This window comes from Bradyrhizobium elkanii WSM2783, assembly GCF_000472865.1.
Lineage (GTDB): Bacteria > Pseudomonadota > Alphaproteobacteria > Rhizobiales > Xanthobacteraceae > Bradyrhizobium > Bradyrhizobium elkanii_A.
In genome coordinates, this window is sequence record NZ_AXAP01000012.1 from 100,027 (window position 1) to 122,033 (window position 22,007).

The following is a 22,007-nucleotide window of genomic DNA, read 5'->3' on the forward strand; positions in this document are numbered from 1 at the left end:
TTTTGCAGCACGCTGGAGCCACAGCGAGTTTAACAACAACGCCCTGTGGTTAGGGGTTCCCGCCTGCGCGGGAACGACGCTGGGGCAGCCGCTTGAACTTCACGCTGTTGCCGTCGGCTTGGCGCGTGGCGACGTAGCCGGCTTCGAGACAGGCTTCACGCTGCGGCATCCTTTCCTGTGGACTACGCAGGCTATCCCACCAGGAGGCGCGCTGCGCCGCGCGCGGCAGCGGCGCGTCGATGATGGCCTCGATCTCCTCGAAGCTGAGCACCAGTTCGGTCAGCGTCTGCCTCTTCAGATAGTCCCGCAATGGGCCGTAATCGTTCACCTCAGGTCCCTTGAATTCACGTCATTGCCGAAAATTGTCAGTCGAACCAACCAACCGTTAACCCATTCGCAGTTCGCTGTCGCCGTTTAAGGCGGCAACAATGTTTCCGGTGCATGAAGGGTGGCCCGGGACCAAACATGCCAAACGAACGGCGACAACAAGCAAAGCGGCACTGGCGGCTATCGACGAAGCTCCTGATCGCTTCCTCGGTCGCGACCGTGATCGGCTTTTCCACCATCTGCACCAGCGTCATGCTCGACATGCGCCGCGGCGAGGAAGAGCTGGCACGGCAGACGCTGGAAAACCTCGCCGCCGGCATCGACGCCGATATCAGCCGCAACATCGAACTGTACGACCTCTCGCTGCGCGCGGTTGCCGGCGCGATGGTGATGCCGGAGATCAAGGAAGTCAGCAATGAGGTCCGGCACCTGATCCTGTTCGACCACGCCGCCACCGCAAAGCACTTTGGCGCGATCCAGGTCTTCGACAGCACGGGGCAATTGGTAGACGATGCATCGACGCTCGATCCCCTGATCGAGAACCGCAGCGACGAAGAATATTTCCACATCCATCGCGACCAGCCCTACACAGGCCTCTACATCTCAAAGCCGATGCTCCACCGCGGCGCCTACGCGATCGTGCTGAGCCGGCGCATCAGCGGCGAAGACGGAAGTTTTCTCGGCGTCGTCGCGGGCTCGATCCGCTTCAGCTATTTCCACGAACTGTTCGGACGGCTGACGCTTGCCCCCGGCGACACCATCACCGTGCTGCGTCGTGACCGCACGATCATCATGCGCACGCCGTTCGATCTCGATGTCATCGGCACCAACCTGGCGGGGCGGCGCAACTGGACTCCAGACAACCTGAAGAACAACGGCTCCTATGCCGGTGCCGGCCCGATCGACCAGACCCCGCGGCTCTATGTTCGCCGCAGCGGAAACGGCCCGCTGTTTACCGTGGTCGGAAAGCCGCTGGACGGCGTCTTCAGCCTGTGGCGCAAGGAGGCGACCCGGATCGGCGCCATCATGGCGGCACTGGTCCTGTTCGTGCTCGGCACCACGCTGTTTCTGGCGCGCGAGATCGGCCGCCGCGCCGAGGCCGAGGAGAAGCTCGAGGAGCTCGCGACCACCGACGCGCTGACCGGTTTGCGAAACCGGCGCAAGTTCGACGCCGATATCGATACGGAATGGCGCCGCGCCGGCCGGCATGAGACGCCGCTCGCCCTGCTCATCATCGACGCCGACCATTTCAAGGCCTTCAACGATACCTATGGTCACCAGGCCGGCGACCAGGTGCTGGTTGGCATCGCGATCTGCATCTCGGATTCGGTCCGGCGCGCCGGCGATTGCACGGCACGCCTGGGCGGCGAGGAATTCGCCGTGCTGCTGCCCGGCCAGAGCGCCGTGGAAGCGTTCGGCGTGGCGGAGATGATCCGCCGCAAGGTCGAACAATGGTGTGACGGAGAGACCATCACCACCGTCAGCATCGGCGTCGCGAGCCTGACGCCTCTGGCCGGCCAGAACTGGACCGATCTAGTGGAAGCCGCCGACCGGGCGCTCTACGCCGCCAAGGCCAATGGCCGCAACCAGAGTGTGGTCGCAAGTCTGCAGACAATGTCGCTCGTGGCCTGAGCCACCACAGCCGTCATGCCCCGCCACCGGGTCTCGCCTTCAGCGAGCCCGATGACAGGCTCCGGCGGGGCATCCAGCACGCGTTGGCTTCAGAGATCAATCACCAGCATCGCCGGATACTGGATCATCCGCCTGCGCGCGGATGATGACAGCGCGAGCGAACTCCTCGCCGTCACTTCTCCAGATACTTCTTCATCTCCGCGATCAGTCCCTCGCGCAGTTCGGGGCGGCGCAGGCCATAGGCGATGTTGGCGCGCAGGAAGCCGGCCTTGGAGCCGCAATCGTGGCGCTCGCCTTCGAACTCGACGCCGTAGAATTTCTGCGTCTTCGCGAGGCCGATCATCGCGTCGGTGAGCTGGATCTCGCCGCCGGCGCCGCGCTCCTGCGTCTCGAGTATTTTGAAGATCTCCGGCTGCAGAATATAGCGGCCGGTGATCGAGAGGTTGGATGGCGCCGTGCCCTTCGGCGGCTTCTCCACCATGCCGTTGATCTCAAACATGGTGGGATGGGCGTGGCGCGGGCCGACGCCGCAGATGCCGTATTGGTGGGTGAGATGGTCCGGCACCTCCTCGACCGCGATCAGGTTTGACTTCTCACCGAGCTTGCTCGCGGCCTCGATCATCTGGGCGAGGCAGCCCGGCGTGTTCAGCACCAGTTCGTCCGGCAGCACCACTGCGAAAGGTTCATTGCCGATAATGTCGCGGGCGCACCATACCGCGTGGCCGAGCCCGTGCGGCGCCTGCTGCCGGGTGAAGCTGACGGCACCTGCTTCGGGCTGATACTGCGCCAGGACATCCAACTCCGCCTTCTTGCCCCGCGCGACCAGCGTGCTGTCGAGCTCGAACATCCGGTCGAAATGGTCCTCGATGGTGGCCTTGTTGCGGCCGGTCACGAAGACGAAATGCTCGATCCCGGCCTCCTTCGCCTCGTCATACACGTATTGGATGAGCGGCTTGTCGACGATGGTCAGCATTTCCTTCGGCATTGCCTTGGTGGCGGGCAGGACACGGGTACCGAGACCAGCGACGGGGAAGACGGCTTTACGGATTTTCATGGGAATGTCGGGCGCCTTGAAATGTGTGAGACAGGTATCGCACCTTGCTATCCGGTTTGCAGCCGGGAACAAAGGCGGATGTGTGATGCCGCGTCGCTTTTGTCGTTGTGACCGATCAAAACAAAATCTCGCCTTTGTTAAGCTGTTGGAAACCGTCACAAGGCCTTCTGAACCAATCGTTGGAACGGGCAGATCGAGCCATGCGGCGGACGGGAACAGCGACCAGGAGCCGAACCAGCGCGATGATAATCGCGGCGGTTCTGCTTGTTTCCAATCAGGCCTTGGCCCAGTCCCAGGGTGGGCTCGCGGATCTGTTCGGCAACCTCTTCTCGGGACCCAACCCCTCACCACCGCCCGCGGCCGCCACTGGCGATAGCTCTGCTCCGCCATGGAGCGGCGAGGACGGCGCTTCGGGTCACCCATTGATGACGGCGGCCGCGATCCGGCAGGCGGCGGCCAATTTCGACAATTGTGTCGCCTCGATGTGGCCCGATGCGGCGCGACGCAACGTCACACGCGAGAATTTCGAGCGCTTCACCGCCGGACTCACGCCCGACCTGCGCATCATGGATCTGCTCGATTCGCAGCCCGAATTCACCAAGGCGATCTGGGACTATCTCGACATCCTCGTGAACGACAACCGTCTCGCCAAGGGCCGCGAGATCCTCGCCAAATACAAGGTGCAATTCGACGCCGCGGAAAAAGCCTACGGCGTCGACCGCTACGCGGTCGCGGCGATCTGGGGGATCGAATCCAATTATTCGACCCAGATGGGTGACCGCAGCGTGGTGCAATCGACCGCCACCCTCGCCTGCATCGGCCGTCGGCAGGCCTACTTCAAGGATGAATTCCTCTCGGCGCTGGAGATCCTCAATCGCGGCGATCTTCGGCCCGAGCAGCTCCGCGGCTCCTGGGCCGGCGCGTTCGGTCCGACGCAATTCATGCCGACCGCTTTCAAGCGTTACGCGGTCGATGGTGACGGCGACGGCAGGCGCGATGTCGTCGACAACCCGGCCGACCTGATCGCCTCAACCGCCAACAACCTGAAAAAGGACGGCTGGCAGACCGGGCAGAGCTGGGGTTACGAAGTCGTGGTTCCCAAGGACTTCAACTACATGATGGCCGACCGTGCCAAGGCGATGACGCTCGCGCAATGGCAGCAGCTTGGACTGCGGCGCGCCAACAACCAGCCGTTCCCGCGCTCGACCGACAAGGCCTATCTGCTCGCCCCTGCCGGCGCCGAAGGCCCCGGCTTTTTGATGATGCAGAATTTCCGGGTGATCATGAAGTACAACCCGGCGGAGGCCTATGCGCTGGCGATCGGCCATTTTGCCGACCGCCTGCGCGGCGCGCCGCCCTTCGTGCAGCCCTGGCCACGCCAGGAACGGGTGCTGTCGCGGGCCGAACGGCTGGAACTGCAACAACTGCTCGCCCAGCGCGGCTTTTACCGCGGCACGCCGGACGGCCAGATCGGCGGCCAGACCAGGGAAGCGCTGCGCAGTTTCCAGGCCTCGATCGGCACGCCCGCCGACGGATTTGCCACTTCCGACATGCTGGAGCGCCTGAGAGGGCGATAAGACCCCAAAAATCACCCAAATACCGCTATTTGGCCGCCGCCTTGACGACCTGGGCGGATGCCCGATCCATGCTGGAAAATATGCCCGCTTGAGGCCCGATTCCGGTAGTATGGCGTTGTCCTCAAAATCCATTTCGACCGAGCTTTGATGCCGAAGCCAAAGTCCTTCCTGCGCATGTTCACCGAGAGCGGCCCGCTGGTCGCGCTCGCGGTTGCGATCGCGCTGCTGGTCGGGATCGCCGGCCCCGCCTCGGCGCAGTTCTTCGGCTTTCCGGGCTTTGGCGGTCCACCGCAGCGCTCGGCGCCGCGCAACAATGGCGGCGGCTGGTTCGGCGGGGATTTCTTCACTCCCTTCCAGCATGCGCCGCCGCAGCAACAACAGCAGCAACAGGCGCCGCGTCAGGATTTTTCGCGAGCGCCACCGCCGGCGAAGCGCGACACGGCGCCGGAGCGCAACGTGCTGGTGCTTGGCGATGCCATGGCAGACTGGCTCGCCTATGGCCTCGAGGACACCTATTCCGAACAGCCCGACATGGGCGTGATCCGCAAGCACAAGACCGTGTCCGGCCTGATCAAATACCAGCCCAAGGGCGAGCCCTCCGATTGGGCCGCCGCCGCGCGGAGCATCCTCGCCACCGAAAAAGCGGATGCGATCGTGGTGATACTCGGTCTCAATGACCGCGTTTCGATCCGCGAGCCTGTCGTCGACAAGAAGGACGACAAGAAAACCGAGAAGAAGGACGCCAAGCCTTCGGATGGCGCCGCCAAGCCGGACGACAAGCCGGTCGATGCCGAATTATCACCCGAGGATGCCGCCGACGCGCCGCAGGCCGCGGCGCCCGAGCGCAGCGCGCGTTCGGCAAACGGCGTCTATGAATTCCGCGACGAACGCTGGGTCGAGCTCTACAACAAGAAGATCGATGAACTGATCGGCGTGCTGAAGAGCAAGGGCGTGCCGGTGTTGTGGGTCGGCCTGCCGGCGATCCGCGGCCAGAAGGGAACGTCGGACATGCTGTTCCTGGATTCGCTGTACCGGGACAGCGCGGCCAAGGCCGGCATCACCTACGTCGATGTCTGGGATGGCTTCGTCGACGAGGCCGGTCGCTTCATGCAGAAGGGCCCGGATTTCGAAGGCCAGATTCGCCAGCTCCGCACCTCGGACGGCGTCTTCTTCACCAAGGCCGGCGCGCGCAAGCTGGCGCACTATGTGGACCGCGAGGTGACGCGGCTGCTCGCCCGCTCCACACCGGTCGCGCTGCCGACCGAGCCGGCGACGCCTGACGCCAATGCTGCGCCCGGCCAGCCTGCGCGGCCATTGGCGGGACCAATTGTGCCGCTGGTCGCCTCCTCCGTCGGCACCGATCAGTTGCTCGGCGGCCCCGGCTCGCGTCCAGCCGCGGTCGATCCGCTCACGGCACGAACCCTGGTGAAGGGCGAACCGCTCGCGCCACCCGCCGGCCGCGCCGACGATTTTGCCTGGCCGCGCCGCGAAATCGGTCGCGAGCAGGCCAAGGGAGAAACGCCGGTTGCCGCGACCACCCCCGAGGGGACTGGCGCAGGTGCGGGCGCCGGAACAGCGCCGGCGGCGGCAGCTCCCGCACCGCCAAAGCCGGCAGCGCAGAAGCGTGTGTTCCGGCCGGCCCAGCCCAATCCGCCGCCTGCCTCGACCTTTGGCGATTTCTTCGGCTTCGGCTCGCCGCCTGCCACCGGGCCACGTCAGCAGACAGCGCCGCCGCGGCCGCCGGCCTCGATCGTTCCACGTCCACCGGCGGATGTCGGACGATCCGCGGAAGCGCCGTTCGGCAATTTCATGAGATGGTGACGGCAGTCATTCCAAAGATAGGGTGGGCAAAGGTAAGCATACCCACCATCGCGAGCGGAATGTTAGGCGGTGGGCACGCTTCGCTTTGCCCCCTACGCGGCGCCCTGGAACGACGGCTAATAGCGCCAGCGCGGTGGCGGACGGCGCGGCGGGCGCGACAGCAATAGCCCGAGCGCCAAACCGAGGCCGCCGGCAACCAGCAAGGCGCCGATCGGATTGTCCTGCACGGTCTTGGTCAGCGCCTGCTGGCCGCTTCGAACGGTCTCGCCGCGATTCTCGTAAGCATCCCTGGCGTAGTTGACGGCGGTGTCCGCGGCGTCGCGCGCGGCATCCTTGGCCTGACCATAGAGATTCTGCACCGTGCCGGCGGCTTCGCGCGCGCGGCCTGATGCTTCCGTCTTGCTGTCACCGGCCATTTCACCGACGGTGCCTTCCGCCTTGCCGGCAAACTCCTTGGTGGCACCAGCGATCCGATCAGTATCCATCGCGGTCACTCCTCTCCTTCTCCAGGAAAGTAACCGGCGAGCCCAGCCGCGGTTCCTGTGCCTACAAAATCAACCCGCCATCGACGACGATGGTCTGGCCGATGATGTAGGCGGCGAGCGGCGAGGCCAGGAACAGTGCGACTCCCGCCATGTCCTGCGGCGTGCCGAGCCGCCTCAGCGGAATCCGCTCCAGCGCGCCTTCGAGCCGCTTCGGGTTCGCCGTCGTCACCTTGGTCATCTTGGTATCAACCAGGCCCGGTGCGATGCCATTGACGCGGATGCCATCCTCGGCCCAGGCCTCGGCAAGCGTCCGCGTCAGTCCGACCGCGCCGGTCTTCGAGGCGTTGTAGGCGGGATTTCCCATCGTTGAATGATAGGCGGCGGTCGAACTGACGATGATGAGCGAGCCCTTGCTCGCGCTCAGCATCGCCTGGAATTTGGTCGCACACGCCATCAGGCTCATGAGGTTGACTTCCATGACCTTGCGAAAGCCCTCCATCTCGAACTCGCCGCGGCGGTAGATCACCGCGCCTTGCGCCAGCACCAGCACATCGAGCCGGTCGAAGGTCGGCTTGAATTGCTCGATCGCACGAGCGTCGCCGACGTCGAGCTGCGAGTACTCCAACCCCTCCAGATGCGAACCTTCCTCTGCCGAATAGTCGCTCGCCTTGGCGCGCGTGCCGCAGACATGCACGCGCGCGCCGTTGGCGCGGAATGCTTGCGCGATGCCGTTGCCGATGCCGCTGGAGCCGCCCACCACGAGAACCTGCCTGCCGCTGAAATCGAGCTCGTTCATCGCACGCTTTCTCCCTTGCTTCTTGCTTGTTTGACCTGTCTGCGGATCGATGCCAGCCTTGTCAATCCTGCAACCTGTTCCCTCCATCCCACTGGTCACACGATGTCCGAATTCAAACAGCTCAGCCGCTCGGTGAAAGGCTTGACCGTTCTCGTCACCGGCGCCGCCAGCGGCATGGGCCGGGCCACCGCGCTGGTGTTCGCCGCTGAGGGCGCCAATGTCGCCGTCACCGACATCACCTCCGAAGGCACGGAGGCGGTTGCGCAGGAGATCGGCAAGAGCGGAGGGACGGCAAAGGCGTGGGCGCTCGACGTCGCCGATCGCAATGCAATCCCGGCCGTGATTAACGGCGTCGCCGCGCATTTCGGCGGGCTCGACATCCTCGTCAACAACGCCGGTATCTCCGTGCGCGTCGCAATCGACGACGACGGCTATGATGACGCCTGGGCCAAGGCGATCTCGGTGATGCTGACCGCGCATCAGCGCATCATCCGCGCCGCTTTGCCGCATTTGCGAAAATCGAAATGCCCGCGCATCGTCAATATCGCTTCCACCGAGGCGCTCGGCGCTACCGCATTGCACAGTCCTTATTCCGCGGCGAAGGCCGGCGTCACCGGGCTGACACGCTCGCTTGCCGTGGAACTGGGCCGCGAGGGCATCACCGTGAACTGCATCTGCCCGGGCCCGATCCGCACCGGGATTACCGACCGGATTCCGGAAGAGCATAAGACGATCTATGCCAAGCGCCGCACAGCGCTCGGCCGCTATGGCGAGCCGGAGGAGGTCGCGCACATGACCTTGAGCCTGTGCCTGCCGGCGGCGTCGTTCCTGACCGGCGCGGTGATCCCGGTGGATGGCGGGCTGATGGCGCGAAATGCGTGATGCGCTGCAACGTGTCCGGGCCGCCGCGTGCAAGGGGCCATGCGCCGGCGCCGCGTTGACTTGGCAAGTTCACAGGATAGCCTTTCCTCAAACGAAGCGGAAAAACCGCCTGCACATGAGGAGAGAACGCCATGGCCATCGCGATCCGGCAGCTTCATCCGCATTTTGTCGGTGAGGTCACAGGCCTCGATCTGCGAAAGCCGCTGACCAGGCAGGAAGCGATCGAAGTCGAGGCGGCGATGGACAAATACGCCGTGCTCGTCTTCCACGACCAGGACATAACAGACGAGCAGCAACTGGCCTTTGCGCTGAACTTCGGCGAGCGCGAAAACGCGCGCGGCGGCAACGTGACCAAGAAGGCGGATTATCGCCTCTCCTCCGGGCTGAACGACGTCTCCAACCTCGGCAAGGACGGCAAGCCGCTACCCAAGGATCACCGCACCCATCTGTTCAATCTCGGCAACTGCCTGTGGCATTCCGACAGCTCGTTCCGGCCGATTCCGGCGAAATTCTCGCTGTTGTCGGCGCGGGTGGTGAACCCGAAGGGCGGCAACACCGAATTCGCCGACATGCGCGCGGCCTATGACGCGCTGGACGAGGAGACCAAGGCTGAAATCGAGGACCTGATCTGCGAGCACTCGCTGATGTATTCACGCGGCTCGCTGGGCTTTCTCGACTATAGCGACGAGGAGAAGGAGATGTTCAAGCCGGTGCTGCAGCGCCTGGTGCGGATCCATCCGGTGCATCGCCGCAAGTCGCTCTATCTCTCGTCGCACGCGGGCGCAGTGCGCGGCATGAGCATGCCGGAGGGCCGGCTGCTGCTACGCGACCTCACCGAGCATGCGACCCAGCCTGAATTCGTCTATGTCCACAAGTGGAAGCTGCACGACCTCGTGATGTGGGACAATCGCCAGACCATGCATCGCGTCCGCCGCTACGACCAGTCCCAGCCGCGCGACATGCGCCGCGCAACCGTGGCCGGCACCGAGCCGACCGTCGCGCAGCAGGCGGCGGAGTAGCTGTCGTCGGAAATACCGCCGTCATCGTCCGCTTGACCGGACGATCCGGCAGCAGTGCTTATGCTCAGAGGCTGCGGAGTACTGGATACTCCGCCTTCGCGGAGTATGACCGGAGAGAGGAGGGTTTACACAGCCTCACGCGTGGCCAGCTTCGTTCGAGAGCATGCCGACATCGATGCCTATCTTGCGCAGGGCGCGGTCGTATTTGTCTTCGACGTCGTCGCCGAAGATCAGATCCGAATCGGCGTCGCAATGCAGCCAGCCATTGTGCTGGATCTCGTTTTCGAGCTGCCCCGGGGCCCAGCCGGCATAGCCCAGGGCCAGGATCGCATGCTTGGGGCCGGAGCCCTTGGCGATCGCCTTCAGGATGTCGACGGTCGCGGTCAGGCAGATATCGTCGTCGATATTCAGCGTCGCATCCTGGATGTAGAAATCGCTGGAATGCAGCACGAAGCCGCGGCCGGTATCGACCGGGCCGCCCTTCATCACCTTCATGGTCTCGGCATTTTCCGGCAATTTGATCTGGTCGGCCTTCTGGATGATGTCGAGTTGCACCAAGAGCCCCGGGAAATCGATGCTTCCGGCCGGACGGTTGACGATGATGCCCATCGCCCCCTCGGCGGAATGCGCGCACATGTAGATGACGGAGCGCTCGAAACGGGGATCGCTCATAACAGGCATGGCGATCAGGATCTGGCCGTCGAGATAACCGCTGCCCGACGAATTGTCGCCGACGCCGGCCACCTTGCCGCGGGCGGTCTTTGGTGCTTTGCCTTCAGGAGTCATCTGAAAGGCCTCCATGCTGATTTGATATCCTGATATTGGGTGAGGCTTCTGTCAATCAAGCAGAGCGCCGTATTCGCGCCATCCATCACACGCAATTCAATGGTTTACGCAATAACCAGCCGGTAAAGACGTTCCATGATCGCCATAGTTCCCATGCGGGCTGCGCTCGGCCTGCTAGCCACTCTTTCAGTCGTCTGGCCTGCGACGGAGGTACATGCCGAGGATTCCTCGCCCTGGCAGCGGGACGCCCATTCGGCGGTACGGCTGCTTGCAGGTTCGCGTAGCGGCGCGGTTTTGCTAGGCGGTATAGCCATCCAACTCGAGCCCGGTTGGAAAACCTATTGGCGTACCCCCGGCGATTCCGGTGTGCCGCCGCGTTTCGATTTCTCGAAGTCGGAAAATGTCGACGCGGTGACAGTGTTGTGGCCGGCGCCTATGAAATTTGACGACGGCGCCGGCGGCACCTCGCTCGGCTACAAGCACCAGGTGGTGCTGCCGCTTCGGATCGTCGCCAAGAGTGCGGACAAGCCGCTGACGCTGCGCGCCAACATTAACTATGCGGTGTGCGAGAAGCTGTGCATCCCTGTGGAGACCAGCGTCGAGCTTGCTTTTGCGAGCGTCGCCTCCACCGAGGACGGCGCGCTGTCGTCCGCGCTCGACACCGTGCCGAAGCCGGCCAATATCGGCGATCCCAACCCGGTGACGATCCGCGACGTCAAACGCAGCGGCAAGTCGACCGTGCTGGTCGATGTCGCCGCGCCCGAAGGCAAGGACGTCAGCCTGTACGTCGAGGGACCGACGCCGGACTGGGCCCTGCCGGTGCCGAAGCTCGAGCCGAACTCGCCACCCGGGGTGAAACGGTTCTCCTTCGAGCTCGACGGCCTGCCGCCGGGCGCCAATCCGGACGGCGCCGCGCTGAAATTGACCCTGGTCGGCGGCGACCGCGCCTACGAGTTCAACACTAATCTGGAGTGATTAGGAATTAGTAGCCCGGGTGAAGCGCAAGCGTAACCCGGGGACAGTGGCCCGCGCTGAAAGACGGGCCCCGGATTGCGCGGAGCCTGTCAACGGGCGCGCATCGCGCGACCCGTTGGCTCCATCCGGGCTACGGTTTCACCGTTATCCACCCAACCCATTCTTAACGTTTCGTTGATAGTTCAGGGCCCCTGTCGCAAACGCGCGGCATTTTGGGAATTTTCGCCTTGGCCGTGATGGACGCCCAATCCGCAACCGCTTCGCCCACGGGCATGATGGCGCGTATGCGCGGCCTGATCGGCGGCTCCGGCGAGGCATCCGTCACGCGGCGGCTCGCGGGGACGATCTTCGTCATCCGCGTCGTCAGCGCCGTCGCCGCCTATCTCTCGCAAGTCCTGCTCGCGCGCTGGATGGGCAGCTCGGACTATGGCGTCTATGTCTATGTCTGGACCTGGGTGCTGCTGCTCGGCAGCATGATGGATTTCGGCATTTCCGCCTCGGCGCAGAAGCTCATTCCGGAATACCGAACGGCAAGCGAACACGCGCTATTGCGCGGTTTTCTCTCCGGCAGCCGCTGGCTGACTTTTGCGGTATCGACCGCGGTCTCGCTGCTGCTCGCAGGCCTCGTCAAGCTGCTGTCGCCATGGATCGGCATGGACACGGTCGTGCCGCTTTATATCGGCTGCCTGACGCTGCCGGCGTTCGTGGTCGCCAATACCCAGGACGGGATTGCCCGTTCGCATGACTGGATGCGGCTCGGGCTGATGCCGCAATTCATCGTGCGCCAGGGACTGATCATCGGCTTCACCGCGGGCGCCGTCGTGCTCGGCTTCGATCTCGGCGCCACCGCCGCGATGCTCGCCAGCGCCGCGGCGGTGTGGATCGCCATGATCGGCCAGATGCTGGTGCTGAACCGCCGCCTCGCGGCCCACCTCGAGCCGGGCGAGAAGGCCTACGACATCAGCGGCTGGCTTGCGGTCTCACTGCCGATCCTGCTGGTCGAAAGCTTTTATCTGCTGCTCTCCTACACCGATGTGCTGGTGCTGCAGCAGTTCCGCTCCTCCGAGGAGGTCGGCGTCTACTTTGCCGTGGTGAAGACGCTGGCGCTGGTGTCCTTCATCCACTACGCGATGTCGGCGACGACGGCGCATCGCTTCGCCGAATACAACGCGCTCGGCGACAAGGCGCGGCTATCGGCCTATGTCGCCCATGCGATCCAGTGGACGTTCTGGCCTTCGCTCGCCGCGACCGTCCTCCTGCTCGCCTTCGGCAAGCCGCTGCTCTGGCTGTTCGGGCCGCAATTCGTCGTCGGCTACGACATCATGTTCCTGGCCGCCATCGGCCTCGTGGTGCGCGCTGCAATCGGCCCGGTCGAACGTCTGCTCAACATGCTCGGCCACCAGAAGATCTGCGCGCTCGCCTACGCGCTCGCCTTCGTCATGAACCTGGTGCTATGCGTCGCACTGGTACCGCGCTTCGGCGGCCACGGCGCCGCCATAGCGATATCGACGTCGCTGAGCTTCGAGACCGTGCTCTTGTTCTGGATCGTCCGCCGGAGGCTCGGGCTGCACGTGCTGGCGTTCGGGAAGATCGGTTCCGGCTGATAGCAATCCCGGGCCGCGCCACATGTAATCGCAGCGTGACCGCAGCAGACCTGAGAAATCTTCTGGAACGCGTTCAGGCGTGGCCGAGGCTGCGCAAGAGGAGCTTGCTGCCGTTGCGGAGCAAATCGAGAGTGAACTGCGAGGCGACGCCCATGTCGTCACTTGTGGCAAACTGTGCGCGATCGACGACGCCATAGCTTCGATCGATGCCGACGACTTTGCGACCGACCGCGAAGTGGAGCGAAGCGAAGCAATCCATAGCGCCGCAAGTGGAGGCATGGATTGCTTCGCGGAGCCTGTCATCCGGCGCGCGTTCGCGCGACCCGTTGGCTCGCAATGACGGAGGCTGTCATTCCGGGGCGATGCGAAGCATCGAGCCCGGGATGACGGTGGAGAGTGTAGCGGCTAATTCGTCGGCATCACGTAGGCGTAGATGCGGCCGCGGGAGACCGGGGCTTCGCGGACGCGGTTGCCGTTGTTGCCGGAGATCATGATCGGATTTCCCTTGGCATCGATGCCAGTGATGATGCCGACATGGCCGCCGCGGCGGCCCCGCGACATCACGGCGATGGCACCGACCTGCGGGCCGGAGACTCGCTGCCCGTAACGGGCGAACGAGCTCGCCATGTCGGAGCCGGTGCCGCGATAACCCGAATGCTGCAGCACCATGTTCATGAAGCGCGCGCACCACAGGCTGCCGCGGCTGGTCGGGTTGACGCCGAGGTGACGGCGGGCTTCATCGACGATGTTCGACGAACCGAAGCTTGCCGCCTGCTGAGGCTCCGGCGACAGACTCGCATTGCTGTCGGCAAGGCCTTGCGCCTGCATCTGTGCGACGCCGCGCTCAAAGCGCGAGACGCGGACCCTGCGCCAGTGGTGAGCGCGGGCATGGTGATGCTTGGCATGATGACCGGCATGATAGGCCCTGGCGTGGCGCCCTGCGCCGTGATGAGGCCGTGCCGAAGCGGGAGAAATAGAAGCGACGATAACCGTCGAACACAACGCCAGCGCCAGAACTCGAAGCAACCGGCGGAACGCACGCAACTGAACCATACTTCCCATTTTTTCCTTCTGTTACACCCCCGTTTTCCCAGGTGCGCCCGTCTGTGGATGACATCTGGATGACAGCCGCAGCGCGTTTTGTGCCGCTCAATGTGGCAAGACAAAGATGTCGTGCCGCGCTGCGGCGAAAAATTGCAGGACGATTTCACGAACATTTGGCGGCGAAAAAGGAAACGAGGCCGCCGCATTGCAGCCGTGAAGGTTAATTGCGATCCTCGCCGCGCAGGCTCACAAGAAGGAAAAGGTTAAAATGCCCTATGCCGTCGCCAAGGATAATGTCCGCCTCCATTTCGAAGAGGTTGGGAGCGGAACGCCGATCATCTTCCTGCACGAGTTCGCGGCCGATCACACCAATTGGGAGCCGCAGATGCGTTATTTCTCGCGCGGCCACCGCTGCATCGCCTATTCCGCGCGCGGCTACACGCCTTCCGACGTCCCGCCATCGGCCGAGGTCTACAGCTACAAGCATTTCTACACCGATGCGCTCGCGGTGCTCGATCATCTCGGCATCGCCCGCGCGCATTTCGTCGGGCTGTCGATGGGCTCCTATTCGTCGCTGCAGGTTGCGCTGAATGCGCCCGAGCGCGTGATGTCGATGACGCTCGCGGGCGTCGGCTCCGGCTCAAGTCTCGAACACCTCGACGCCTTCCGTGCGCAATGCCGGGCCAATGCCGAGCAGTATGAGACGATTGGATCGGAAGCGGTCGCCAAGGTGACGCGCGAGGCGCCGGGCCGGATTCCGTTCCTGGTCAAGGATCCGCGCGGCCATGCCGACTTCTATGCCGCACTCGCGCGCCACGATGCCAAGGGATCGGCCAACACCATGCGCAGCTTTCAAGGCGGCCGGCCCTCGATCTACACCATGGCGGAAGCGATCGGACGCGTGCCGACGCCGGCACTGATCATCTGCGGCGACGAGGACGACAATTGCGTCGAGCCGAGCCTGTTTTTGAAGAAGCATTTGCCCGCGGCGGGGCTGACGTTCTTCCCGAAATCGGGACACGTGCTCAATCTCGAGGAACCCGCGCTGTTCAACGAGATGGTCGAGCGGTTTATTGCGTTGGTGGAAGCGGGAAGGTGGCTGCCGCGCGATCCGCGATCGATGGTGATTTAGCCGTCATTCCGGGGGCGCGCAGAGCGCGAGCCCGGAATCCATTCATCCACGTGTTTTGCGGCGCAATGGATTCCGGGCCTGCGCCTTCGGCGCATCCCGGAATGACGAGGGGAGGTGCTCGCGGCAACAGTTTAGCCTGTCATTCCGGGGCACGCGAAGCGTGAGCCCGGAATCCATCGAGCCGCAGAGTTCGTGGAGGAAATGGATTCCGGGCTCGATGCTTCGCATCGCCCCGGAATGACGGAGGAGAGGTCTTCCGGAATGACGGGGAGAGTACTCAGCGTCCCTTCCCGCCCCTGCTCAGCAGGAACACGCCCTGTTCGCCGAACATGTTCCAGACCCACCACGGCAGGTTCAGCGGCACCGGGCGGCCGTAGAGGTCGAGCGCGACGGCGCGCTCCATCTTGACGTGGATCTCGTCGCAGAGCTGCACGAAATCCTTGATGGTGCAGAAATGAATGTTGGGGGTGTCGTACCAGGTGGCCGGCAGATTTTCGGTGCGCGGCATGTGCCCGCCGATCAAAAGCTGCAGCCGCATCTTCCAGAAGCCGAAATTCGGGAACGAGACGATGGCGCGGTGGCCGATGCGCAGGAGATTTTCCAGCACAGCCTTCGGCTGCCGCGTCGCCTGCAGCGTCTGCGACAGGATCACGTAGTCGAACGCATCGTCGGGATAGTTGCCGAGGTCGGTGTCGGCGTCGCCCTGCACCACCGCGAGTCCCTTGGCGACGCAGTGGTTGACGCCTTCGCGCGACAGCTCGATGCCGCGGCCATCGATGCCGCGACTCTCCAGAAGCTGCAACAGATCGCCGTCACCGCAGCCGACGTCGAGCACGCGCGACCCGGGCTCAACCATTTCGGCGACGAGAAGATGGTCCGGACGAAGGCTCGTGCTCGCCTGCGGCGCCAAGCCGGGCAGCGGCAGAGCTTGCTCCTGAAGCGCCATCACTTAAGCCCCCGCATCGCCAAGGCCGCGCGACTTGCCCGCCGAGTGCAGGAAGGCGCGCGCGATGTCGAAGAATTCGGGCACATCGAGCAGGAAGGCGTCGTGACCCTTATCGGTCTCGATCTCCGCGAACGAGACCCGCGCGCTGGAGGCATTCAGCGCGTGCACCAGCGCCCGCGCCTCCGAAGTCGGAAACAGCCAGTCGCTCGTGAACGATACTACGCAGAAGCGGGTCTCGACGCCGCGGAACGCCTGCGCCAGCACACCGTTGTGGTCGGCGGCGATGTCGAAATAGTCCATCGCGCGCGTCAGATAGAGATAGCTGTTGGCATCGAAGCGCTCGACAAAGGACGAGCCCTGGTAGCGCAGATAGCTCTCGACCTGGAAGTCGGCATCGAAGGAGAATGTCGGCAACTCGCGATCCTGCATCCGCCGCCCGAACTTGCGATGCAGCGCCGCGTCAGAGAGATAGGTGATATGCGCGGCCATCCGCGCGACCGCGAGCCCGCGATGCGGATGCGTGCCCTGGTCGACATAGCTTCCGCCACGCCAATCCGGATCGGCCATCACGGCCTGCCGGCCGAGCTCATGAAAGGCGATGTTCTGCGCCGAATGCCGCGTCGAGCAGGCGATCGCGAGCGTCGAGAACACGCGCTCCGGATAGGCCGCCGCCCATTGCACCGCCTGCATGCCGCCCATGGAGCCGCCGACCACCGCGAACAGCGTCTCAATGCCGAGTTGGTCGATCAGCATCGCCTGTGCACGCACCATGTCAGGGATGGTGATGATCGGAAAATCCAGGCCCCATACCTTGCCGGTCGCAGGGTTCAGCGAGGCAGGGCCAGTCGAACCCATGCAGCCGCCAAGCACGTTGGAGCAGATGATGAAGTATCTGGAGGTGTCGAGCGGCCGGCCGGGGCCGACCATGGTCTCCCACCAGCCAGGCTTGCCGGTCACCGGATGCAAATTGTTGACATGCTGGTCGCCGGTCAGAGCGTGGCAGACCAGAATGGCGTTGGAGCGCTCGGCATTGAGCTCGCCATAGGTCTGATAGGCGATCTGGAACGGCGCAAGGTCAATGCCGCAGTCGAGCTTCAACGGCTGATCCATGCCGAACTTCGCCACCAGCGAGGACGGATGATCGGCCTCATGGGCGCGATCCTCACCCTGGATCGACGGACTCTTGATCGACTGCACCTTGGTCATTTGTGGCGCCTTCCTCCGACGCGGAGGTCCCGGACAGAAATCAGGCCATGAAAAACCCGGCCTGAACAAAGGTTCGGCCGGGATCGATCTGTCCCCGGCCTGTTTAGCGAATTCTTTAACGTGGCTGCAAGCCGGCCGGCTCAAATGACCACGGAGTGCTGGGAAAGTAGTCCCTTACCCGGCCTGCGTCAAGGCAAGTGGGGCCGTTAACCTAACCGTGACCTTTAGGCCGAGCTTGCGCCATCTGGCCCCATGGGACAGAACGGGGGCTCGCACTTTCTCCCTCTCCCCGCCCTTGCGGGGAGAGGGTTGGGGTGAGGGGCTCTCTCCGCGAACACGGTACCAGACGGATTCGCGGAGGCTCCCCCTCACCCGAAATTCAAGCTGCGCTTGAATTTCGACCTCTCCCCGCAGGCGGGGAGAGGTGAAGAGTCTGCTTGCTGATTGAAGAGAAACGACGGGCCCTAGCATGTCAAAACCGCCTCCGGCGCCGCCCTCGCTGGCCGAGTTGCGCAAAGAGATCGACGCGATCGATGAGCAGGTTCATCACCTGTTGATGGCGCGTGGCGACATCATCGACCGCCTGATCAAGGTGAAGCAGACCCAGGAAGTCGGCTCCGCATTCCGGCCGGCGCGCGAGGCCTCCATGATGCGCAGCCTAGTCGAGCGCCATCGTGGCATCCTGCCGCTCGACACCATCGAGAGCATCTGGCGCGTCATCATCTCGACCTTCACTTATGTCCAGGCGCCGTTCTCGGTGCATGCCGATGTCTCGGTCGGCGAATCCATGATGCGGGATTCGGCGCGCTTCCATTTCGGCTTCGTGGTGCCTTACGTCTCGCATTTCAGCGCGCAGGCGGCGGTCGAAGCGGTGGCGAAATCGAAGGGCGACCTCGCGCTGGTGTCGGCCATTTCCAGCCGCACGCCATGGTGGATCGACCTCGAGGCCGAGGGCGCGCCGAAGATCATCGCGCGATTGCCGTTCCTGGAGCGCGCCGATCATCCCGCGGCGCTGCCCGTGTTCGTGATCTCGCGCGTCGCTGACGATGCGATGGTGACCGAAGTCGAGATGTGGAGCGTGCGCGTTTCCGGCTGGAACGCCGAGATCGCCCGCGCGCTGGCCCCGCTCGCTGAAATCGTCGCGGTGCCGGACACCGCCTTCGACGGCGCGGCGCTTTTGGTATCGGTCGCCGGCCGCGGCTTCGAGGAGATCAAAATGGCCCTGATCCGCGCCGGAGCCTCGGTGCGCTCATCGGCCCTCGTCGGCAGCCACGCAACGCGCTATATGGTGCCCCCCGCCCCTACAATCCGGAGCTAGAGAGTTAGAGATGTCCCGCCCCGTGCCGAATCCCGGCATCCTCGATATTGCGCCCTACACCCCCGGCAAGAGCCCGGTGGCGGAACCGGGGCGCAAGGTGTTCAAGCTTTCCGCCAACGAAACGCCCTTCGGTCCCTCGCCGAAGGCGATCGAGGCCTATAAGCACGCCGCCGAACATCTCGAGGACTATCCGGAAGGCACCTCAAAGGTGCTGCGCGAGGCAATCGGCCGCGCCTATGGCCTCGACCCGAGCCGCATCATCTGCGGCGCCGGTTCGGACGAAATCCTCAACCTGCTCGCCCACACCTATCTGTGCGAGGGCTCGGAAGCGATCTCCACCACCCACGGCTTCCTGGTCTATCCGATCGCGACCAAGGCGAACGGCGCCAAGAACGTGGTCGTGCCGGAGACCGACTACACCGCAAGTGTCGATGCGATCCTTGAGGCGGTCACGCCGCGGACCAAGCTGATCTGGCTCGCCAATCCGAACAACCCGACCGGCACCTATCTGCCGTTCGACGAGGTCAAGCGCTTGCGCGCAGGCCTGCCGTCGAACGTGCTGCTGGTGATCGACGCCGCCTATTCCGATTACGTGGTGCGCAACGACTATGGCCTCGGTCTTGAACTGTGTGCGACGACCGAGAACACGGTCATGACCCACACCTTTTCCAAGATCCACGGGCTCGCGGCGCTCCGCGTCGGCTGGATGTTCGGCCCGGCGCATATCGTCGATGCGGTGAACCGCATTCGCGGCCCCTTCAACGTTTCTACTCCGGCGATGCTCGCGGCGGTGGCCGCGGTCGAGGACACCGCGCATGTCGAGATGTCCAGGGTGCACAACGAAAAATGGCGGAGCTGGGTGACGGACGAGGTCCGCAAGCTCGGGCTGAAGGTGACGCCGAGCGTCGCCAATTTCGTGCTGATCCATTTCCCGACCGAAAAGGGCAAGACCTCGGCCGACGCGGACGCGTTCCTCACCAAGCGCGGACTGGTGCTCCGTGCCGTGAACAATTACGGCCTGCCGCACGCGCTGCGCATGACCATCGGCACTGAGGAGGCCAACCGCCTCGTGGTCGAGGGCCTGCGCGACTTCATGGATCAGAAGTGAACGCCGCGCCGCACTTTCAACGCATCGCGCTGATCGGCTTCGGCCTGATCGGCGGCTCGATCGCGCGCGGCGCGCGGGCGCAGGGGCTCGTCGGCGAGATCGTCACCACCGCGCGCTCGGAAAAGACGCGCGCGCGGGTCGCCGAGCTCGGCATCGTCGACCGCGTGGTGGAGAACAATGCGGAGGCGGTCAAAGACGCCGATCTCGTCATCCTCTGCATTCCCGTCGGCGCCTGCGGACCCGTGGCGGCGGAGATCGCGCCTTACCTGAAGAAGGGCGCCATCGTCTCCGATGTCGGCTCGGTCAAGGGCGCCATCGTCAGGGACATGGGGCCACATATCCCTGATGGTGTGCACTTCGTGCCCGCGCATCCGGTGGCGGGCACCGAGCACTCAGGTCCCGATTCCGGTTTCGCCGAGCTGTTCATCAACCGCTGGTGCATCCTGACGCCGCCCGAGGGCACTGAGGCGGGCGCGATCGGCAGGCTGCGTGACTTCTGGGCCGCGCTCGGCGCCAAGGTCGAGATCATGACGCCTGATCATCATGACCTCGTGCTCGCGATCACCAGCCACCTGCCGCATCTGATCGCCTACACCATCGTCGGCACCGCCGACGAGCTGGCGCAGGTGACGTCGTCGGAAGTGATCAAATTCTCCGCCGGCGGCTTCCGCGATTTCACCCGCATCGCGGCGTCCGATCCGACGATGTGGCGCGACGTGTTCCTGAGCAACAAGGACGCGGTGCTGGAGATGCTCGGCACCTTCAACGAGGATCTCTCCAAGCTGACGCGTGCGATCCGCCGCGGCGACGGCGAAGCGCTGTTCGACCACTTCACCCGCACCCGCGCCATCCGCCGCGGCATCGTCGAGATCGGCCAGGATTCGGCCGCGCCGGACTTCGGGCGGCCGCATGCGAATCTGGAGAAGAAATAGCGCGGGGCTTGGTAGCCCGGATGGAGCGAAGCGCAATCCGGGGCAGGTTTATCCGCGTCACCAGCAGACCCGGGTTGCGCGGCGCTTCACCCGGGCTATGGAAGCTAGAACAGCGGCGGGATTTGTCCGACCTTGATCGGGCCGAGCAGCACTACGCCGTCGACGAAGCGCAGCGGGAAGCTGCGCGCCTTCTTGCCTTCGAGCATGGCTTCGCTGCCGAGCGAATTGATGCTGGCGGCAACGCCGACATTGGCGTTCTGCTTCACCATCTTGCCGAGACCGGGGACCGCGCGGTCGAGCGCGCCGAAGAGATTGTTGAGGTCCTGCGTCTTCACGCCGGGCGCGACGCGGTCGAGCGTTGATTGCGGCACGCCCTCCTCCAGCATCTTCTCGATGCCGAGCGCCGGGATCACGCGCTCGAGGCCGGTGACCGTCATCTGCAATTCGCCTTCGATGCGGCCACTCGCGTTGAGGCTCAAGGTGCCCGCGGAGATCGCGATCATCTCGCCCTGCTGGATGCGCGACTGCACGATCTCGACATGGCCGCCGGCGGCCTGGATCTCGCGGAAGCGCTCCGGCCACGGCTTTGGCGTGAAATCCTTCAAGCCGGAAATTTTGGTACGGATGTCGGCATCGAACGGCGTCGCCAGCACCGGATGCACGTCCTGCAGGCTGCCGCCATTGATCTGCAGCGCGGTCTCGATCACCGGATTGTCCAGGGAGGAGCCTTCGGCGAGGCGGCCGTGCAACTCGACGTGGCTGGCGCGGCCGAGCGGCGTCTGCACCGAGCCGTTGACGCGGTCGATCGCGGGATCGTCGAACACCAGCGAGGCGCGCTGCGGCACCGCCGGCAGGCCCGCCACGCTGGCGCGCCCCGAGCGCCAGTTCAGAGCAAGCGACGGCTGCGCGCCGCGCTCGGCGAGCGTCGCCGGCGCCTTGAATTCGGCGATCACGCGTGTGGGGTCATAGACCTGCGCCACCACCAGGATCTCGCCGAGCCGCGCGGTGAACGGCGTCTGCGCGCCGGCCGTCTGCGAGATCAAGGTCACGCTGGCGTCCTCGCAGCTGATCTCGAGACGGAAGGGGTAACCCGCGACCGATCGCTTGCCGCAATCATAGACCCGGCTCGCCTTCGCCTCCTGCGCGCGCCAGGCGTCGGCCTGCACCCAGACCTGCGACGAGGCATAGAACCAGAACGCGCTCCACGCCACGGCGAGGATCAGGACGAGGACGGGGGCGGCAAAGAGACGCCAACGCGAGCGCCGGTGCGGCGCGGGGGTCATATCAGGCATGCGGCGACCTCTGGCTGTCAATTTTGGCAAATGTAAGCGGCAAATGCCGGCCGGAAAGCCGATGAAACCGC

The 22,007-nt window shown here is 64.4% G+C and carries 21 protein-coding genes and 1 riboswitch; of the genes, 11 read left to right on the forward strand and 10 right to left on the reverse strand.

What is annotated here, in order from left to right; genetic code table 11:
• Nucleotides 1-49: 49 nt before the first annotated feature.
• Nucleotides 50-328 carry a DUF7662 domain-containing protein gene (locus YY7_RS0113600; RefSeq protein ID WP_028163739.1) on the reverse strand — a complete coding sequence of 93 codons (279 nt, stop codon included), beginning with the start codon at nt 326-328 and terminating at the stop codon, nt 50-52.
• A gap of 137 nt (nt 329-465) precedes the next feature.
• Here YY7_RS0113600 and YY7_RS0113605 point away from each other — a divergent pair, with 137 nt between their 5' ends.
• On the forward strand, nt 466-1,959 hold the full coding sequence (locus YY7_RS0113605) for a GGDEF domain-containing protein (protein ID WP_028163740.1): 1,494 nt from the start codon (nt 466-468) through the stop codon (nt 1,957-1,959).
• Nucleotides 1,960-2,131: 172 nt separating this feature from the next.
• On the opposite strand, the gene YY7_RS0113610 is transcribed toward YY7_RS0113605, so the two are convergent.
• A complete protein-coding gene (locus tag YY7_RS0113610; protein ID WP_028163741.1) occupies nt 2,132-3,013 on the reverse strand; it encodes a UTP--glucose-1-phosphate uridylyltransferase in 882 nt (293 codons plus the stop codon).
• Between the two features lie 242 nt (nt 3,014-3,255).
• On the opposite strand from YY7_RS0113610, the gene YY7_RS0113615 reads away from it, so the two are divergent.
• Together YY7_RS0113615 and YY7_RS0113620 are read left to right on the forward strand one after the other, a co-directional pair.
• Nucleotides 3,256-4,590, forward strand: a complete 1,335-nt coding sequence (locus YY7_RS0113615; protein ID WP_245287272.1) for a lytic murein transglycosylase — start codon at nt 3,256-3,258, stop codon at nt 4,588-4,590.
• 147 nt (nt 4,591-4,737) lie between these two features.
• The gene (locus tag YY7_RS0113620; RefSeq protein WP_028163743.1) at nt 4,738-6,411 is read left to right on the forward strand and encodes an SGNH/GDSL hydrolase family protein; all 1,674 of its coding nucleotides are present in this window, start codon (nt 4,738-4,740) and stop codon (nt 6,409-6,411) included.
• A 116-nt stretch (nt 6,412-6,527) separates the two neighbouring features.
• Here the strand turns inward: YY7_RS0113620 and YY7_RS0113625 are convergent, their stop codons facing one another.
• On the reverse strand, nt 6,528-6,896 hold the full coding sequence (locus YY7_RS0113625) for a CsbD family protein (protein ID WP_028163744.1): 369 nt from the start codon (nt 6,894-6,896) through the stop codon (nt 6,528-6,530).
• A 61-nt stretch (nt 6,897-6,957) separates the two neighbouring features.
• A complete protein-coding gene (locus tag YY7_RS0113630; protein WP_028163745.1) occupies nt 6,958-7,692 on the reverse strand; it encodes an SDR family NAD(P)-dependent oxidoreductase in 735 nt (244 codons plus the stop codon).
• Between the two features lie 102 nt (nt 7,693-7,794).
• On the opposite strand from YY7_RS0113630, the gene YY7_RS0113635 reads away from it, so the two are divergent.
• Both YY7_RS0113635 and YY7_RS0113640 read left to right on the forward strand, forming a co-directional pair.
• Nucleotides 7,795-8,574, forward strand: coding sequence for an SDR family NAD(P)-dependent oxidoreductase (locus YY7_RS0113635; protein WP_028163746.1), 780 nt, complete (start codon nt 7,795-7,797; stop codon nt 8,572-8,574).
• A gap of 131 nt (nt 8,575-8,705) precedes the next feature.
• A complete protein-coding gene (locus tag YY7_RS0113640) occupies nt 8,706-9,593 on the forward strand; it encodes a TauD/TfdA dioxygenase family protein (RefSeq protein WP_028163747.1) in 888 nt (295 codons plus the stop codon).
• A gap of 135 nt (nt 9,594-9,728) precedes the next feature.
• On the opposite strand, the gene YY7_RS0113645 is transcribed toward YY7_RS0113640, so the two are convergent.
• Nucleotides 9,729-10,379, reverse strand: a complete 651-nt coding sequence (locus tag YY7_RS0113645; protein WP_028163748.1) for a YqgE/AlgH family protein — start codon at nt 10,377-10,379, stop codon at nt 9,729-9,731.
• A gap of 135 nt (nt 10,380-10,514) precedes the next feature.
• Here YY7_RS0113645 and YY7_RS0113650 point away from each other — a divergent pair, with 135 nt between their 5' ends.
• Nucleotides 10,515-11,354: a protein-disulfide reductase DsbD domain-containing protein gene (locus tag YY7_RS0113650; RefSeq protein WP_028163749.1), complete on the forward strand. Its 840-nt coding sequence runs from the start codon at nt 10,515-10,517 to the stop codon at nt 11,352-11,354.
• A gap of 227 nt (nt 11,355-11,581) precedes the next feature.
• Nucleotides 11,582-12,958: an oligosaccharide flippase family protein gene (locus YY7_RS0113655; RefSeq protein WP_028163750.1), complete on the forward strand. Its 1,377-nt coding sequence runs from the start codon at nt 11,582-11,584 to the stop codon at nt 12,956-12,958.
• A gap of 73 nt (nt 12,959-13,031) precedes the next feature.
• Here YY7_RS0113655 and YY7_RS0113660 read toward each other — a convergent pair whose 3' ends face one another.
• Both YY7_RS0113660 and YY7_RS0113665 read right to left on the reverse strand, forming a co-directional pair.
• Complete coding sequence (locus YY7_RS0113660) at nt 13,032-13,217, reverse strand: hypothetical protein (RefSeq protein ID WP_028163751.1); 186 nt, start codon at nt 13,215-13,217, stop codon at nt 13,032-13,034.
• A 146-nt stretch (nt 13,218-13,363) separates the two neighbouring features.
• Complete coding sequence (locus YY7_RS0113665) at nt 13,364-14,011, reverse strand: TIGR02594 family protein (RefSeq protein WP_028163752.1); 648 nt, start codon at nt 14,009-14,011, stop codon at nt 13,364-13,366.
• A gap of 259 nt (nt 14,012-14,270) precedes the next feature.
• Here YY7_RS0113665 and YY7_RS0113670 point away from each other — a divergent pair, with 259 nt between their 5' ends.
• Nucleotides 14,271-15,134: an alpha/beta fold hydrolase gene (locus tag YY7_RS0113670; RefSeq protein WP_028163753.1), complete on the forward strand. Its 864-nt coding sequence runs from the start codon at nt 14,271-14,273 to the stop codon at nt 15,132-15,134.
• A gap of 277 nt (nt 15,135-15,411) precedes the next feature.
• On the opposite strand, the gene metW is transcribed toward YY7_RS0113670, so the two are convergent.
• Nucleotides 15,412-16,080, reverse strand: coding sequence for a methionine biosynthesis protein MetW (metW, locus tag YY7_RS0113675; RefSeq protein ID WP_028163754.1), 669 nt, complete (start codon nt 16,078-16,080; stop codon nt 15,412-15,414).
• 3 nt (nt 16,081-16,083) lie between these two features.
• Nucleotides 16,084-17,286, reverse strand: coding sequence for a homoserine O-acetyltransferase MetX (gene metX / locus YY7_RS0113680; protein ID WP_028163755.1), 1,203 nt, complete (start codon nt 17,284-17,286; stop codon nt 16,084-16,086).
• Between the two features lie 82 nt (nt 17,287-17,368).
• A riboswitch (SAM riboswitch) is annotated at nt 17,369-17,448 on the reverse strand.
• A 307-nt stretch (nt 17,449-17,755) separates the two neighbouring features.
• On the opposite strand from metX, the gene YY7_RS0113685 reads away from it, so the two are divergent.
• The 3 genes from YY7_RS0113685 to YY7_RS0113695 are packed head-to-tail and all read left to right on the forward strand — an operon-like array spanning nt 17,756 to nt 20,644.
• Nucleotides 17,756-18,604 carry a chorismate mutase gene (locus tag YY7_RS0113685; RefSeq protein ID WP_028163756.1) on the forward strand — a complete coding sequence of 283 codons (849 nt, stop codon included), beginning with the start codon at nt 17,756-17,758 and terminating at the stop codon, nt 18,602-18,604.
• 10 nt (nt 18,605-18,614) lie between these two features.
• The gene (gene hisC, locus YY7_RS0113690; RefSeq protein ID WP_028163757.1) at nt 18,615-19,712 is read left to right on the forward strand and encodes a histidinol-phosphate transaminase; all 1,098 of its coding nucleotides are present in this window, start codon (nt 18,615-18,617) and stop codon (nt 19,710-19,712) included.
• Complete coding sequence (locus YY7_RS0113695; RefSeq protein WP_028163758.1) at nt 19,709-20,644, forward strand: prephenate/arogenate dehydrogenase family protein; 936 nt, start codon at nt 19,709-19,711, stop codon at nt 20,642-20,644. Before hisC ends, YY7_RS0113695 begins: the two co-directional genes overlap by 4 nt.
• A gap of 104 nt (nt 20,645-20,748) precedes the next feature.
• On the opposite strand, the gene YY7_RS0113700 is transcribed toward YY7_RS0113695, so the two are convergent.
• Nucleotides 20,749-21,936, reverse strand: a complete 1,188-nt coding sequence (locus tag YY7_RS0113700; RefSeq protein ID WP_028163759.1) for a DUF2125 domain-containing protein — start codon at nt 21,934-21,936, stop codon at nt 20,749-20,751.
• Between the last annotated feature and the right edge of the window lie 71 nt (nt 21,937-22,007).

Bases quoted from the DNA above. Each gene is read 5' to 3' on its own strand.
- YY7_RS0113700 (WP_028163759.1), bottom strand. From the start codon at position 21,936: ATGCCTGATATGACCCCCGCGCCGCACCGGCGCTCGCGTTGGCGTCTC.
- YY7_RS0113605 (WP_028163740.1), top strand. From the start codon at position 466: ATGCCAAACGAACGGCGACAACAAGCAAAGCGGCACTGGCGGCTATCG.
- metW (WP_028163754.1), bottom strand. From the start codon at position 16,080: ATGGCGCTTCAGGAGCAAGCTCTGCCGCTGCCCGGCTTGGCGCCGCAG.
- YY7_RS0113615 (WP_245287272.1), top strand. From the start codon at position 3,256: ATGATAATCGCGGCGGTTCTGCTTGTTTCCAATCAGGCCTTGGCCCAG.
- YY7_RS0113630 (WP_028163745.1), bottom strand. From the start codon at position 7,692: ATGAACGAGCTCGATTTCAGCGGCAGGCAGGTTCTCGTGGTGGGCGGC.
- YY7_RS0113645 (WP_028163748.1), bottom strand. From the start codon at position 10,379: ATGACTCCTGAAGGCAAAGCACCAAAGACCGCCCGCGGCAAGGTGGCC.
- YY7_RS0113610 (WP_028163741.1), bottom strand. From the start codon at position 3,013: ATGAAAATCCGTAAAGCCGTCTTCCCCGTCGCTGGTCTCGGTACCCGT.
- YY7_RS0113670 (WP_028163753.1), top strand. From the start codon at position 14,271: ATGCCCTATGCCGTCGCCAAGGATAATGTCCGCCTCCATTTCGAAGAG.
- YY7_RS0113650 (WP_028163749.1), top strand. From the start codon at position 10,515: ATGATCGCCATAGTTCCCATGCGGGCTGCGCTCGGCCTGCTAGCCACT.
- YY7_RS0113665 (WP_028163752.1), bottom strand. From the start codon at position 14,011: ATGGTTCAGTTGCGTGCGTTCCGCCGGTTGCTTCGAGTTCTGGCGCTG.
- YY7_RS0113620 (WP_028163743.1), top strand. From the start codon at position 4,738: ATGCCGAAGCCAAAGTCCTTCCTGCGCATGTTCACCGAGAGCGGCCCG.
- YY7_RS0113660 (WP_028163751.1), bottom strand. From the start codon at position 13,217: ATGGATTGCTTCGCTTCGCTCCACTTCGCGGTCGGTCGCAAAGTCGTC.
- metX (WP_028163755.1), bottom strand. From the start codon at position 17,286: ATGACCAAGGTGCAGTCGATCAAGAGTCCGTCGATCCAGGGTGAGGAT.
- hisC (WP_028163757.1), top strand. From the start codon at position 18,615: ATGTCCCGCCCCGTGCCGAATCCCGGCATCCTCGATATTGCGCCCTAC.
- YY7_RS0113635 (WP_028163746.1), top strand. From the start codon at position 7,795: ATGTCCGAATTCAAACAGCTCAGCCGCTCGGTGAAAGGCTTGACCGTT.
- YY7_RS0113625 (WP_028163744.1), bottom strand. From the start codon at position 6,896: ATGGATACTGATCGGATCGCTGGTGCCACCAAGGAGTTTGCCGGCAAG.
- YY7_RS0113685 (WP_028163756.1), top strand. From the start codon at position 17,756: ATGTCAAAACCGCCTCCGGCGCCGCCCTCGCTGGCCGAGTTGCGCAAA.
- YY7_RS0113640 (WP_028163747.1), top strand. From the start codon at position 8,706: ATGGCCATCGCGATCCGGCAGCTTCATCCGCATTTTGTCGGTGAGGTC.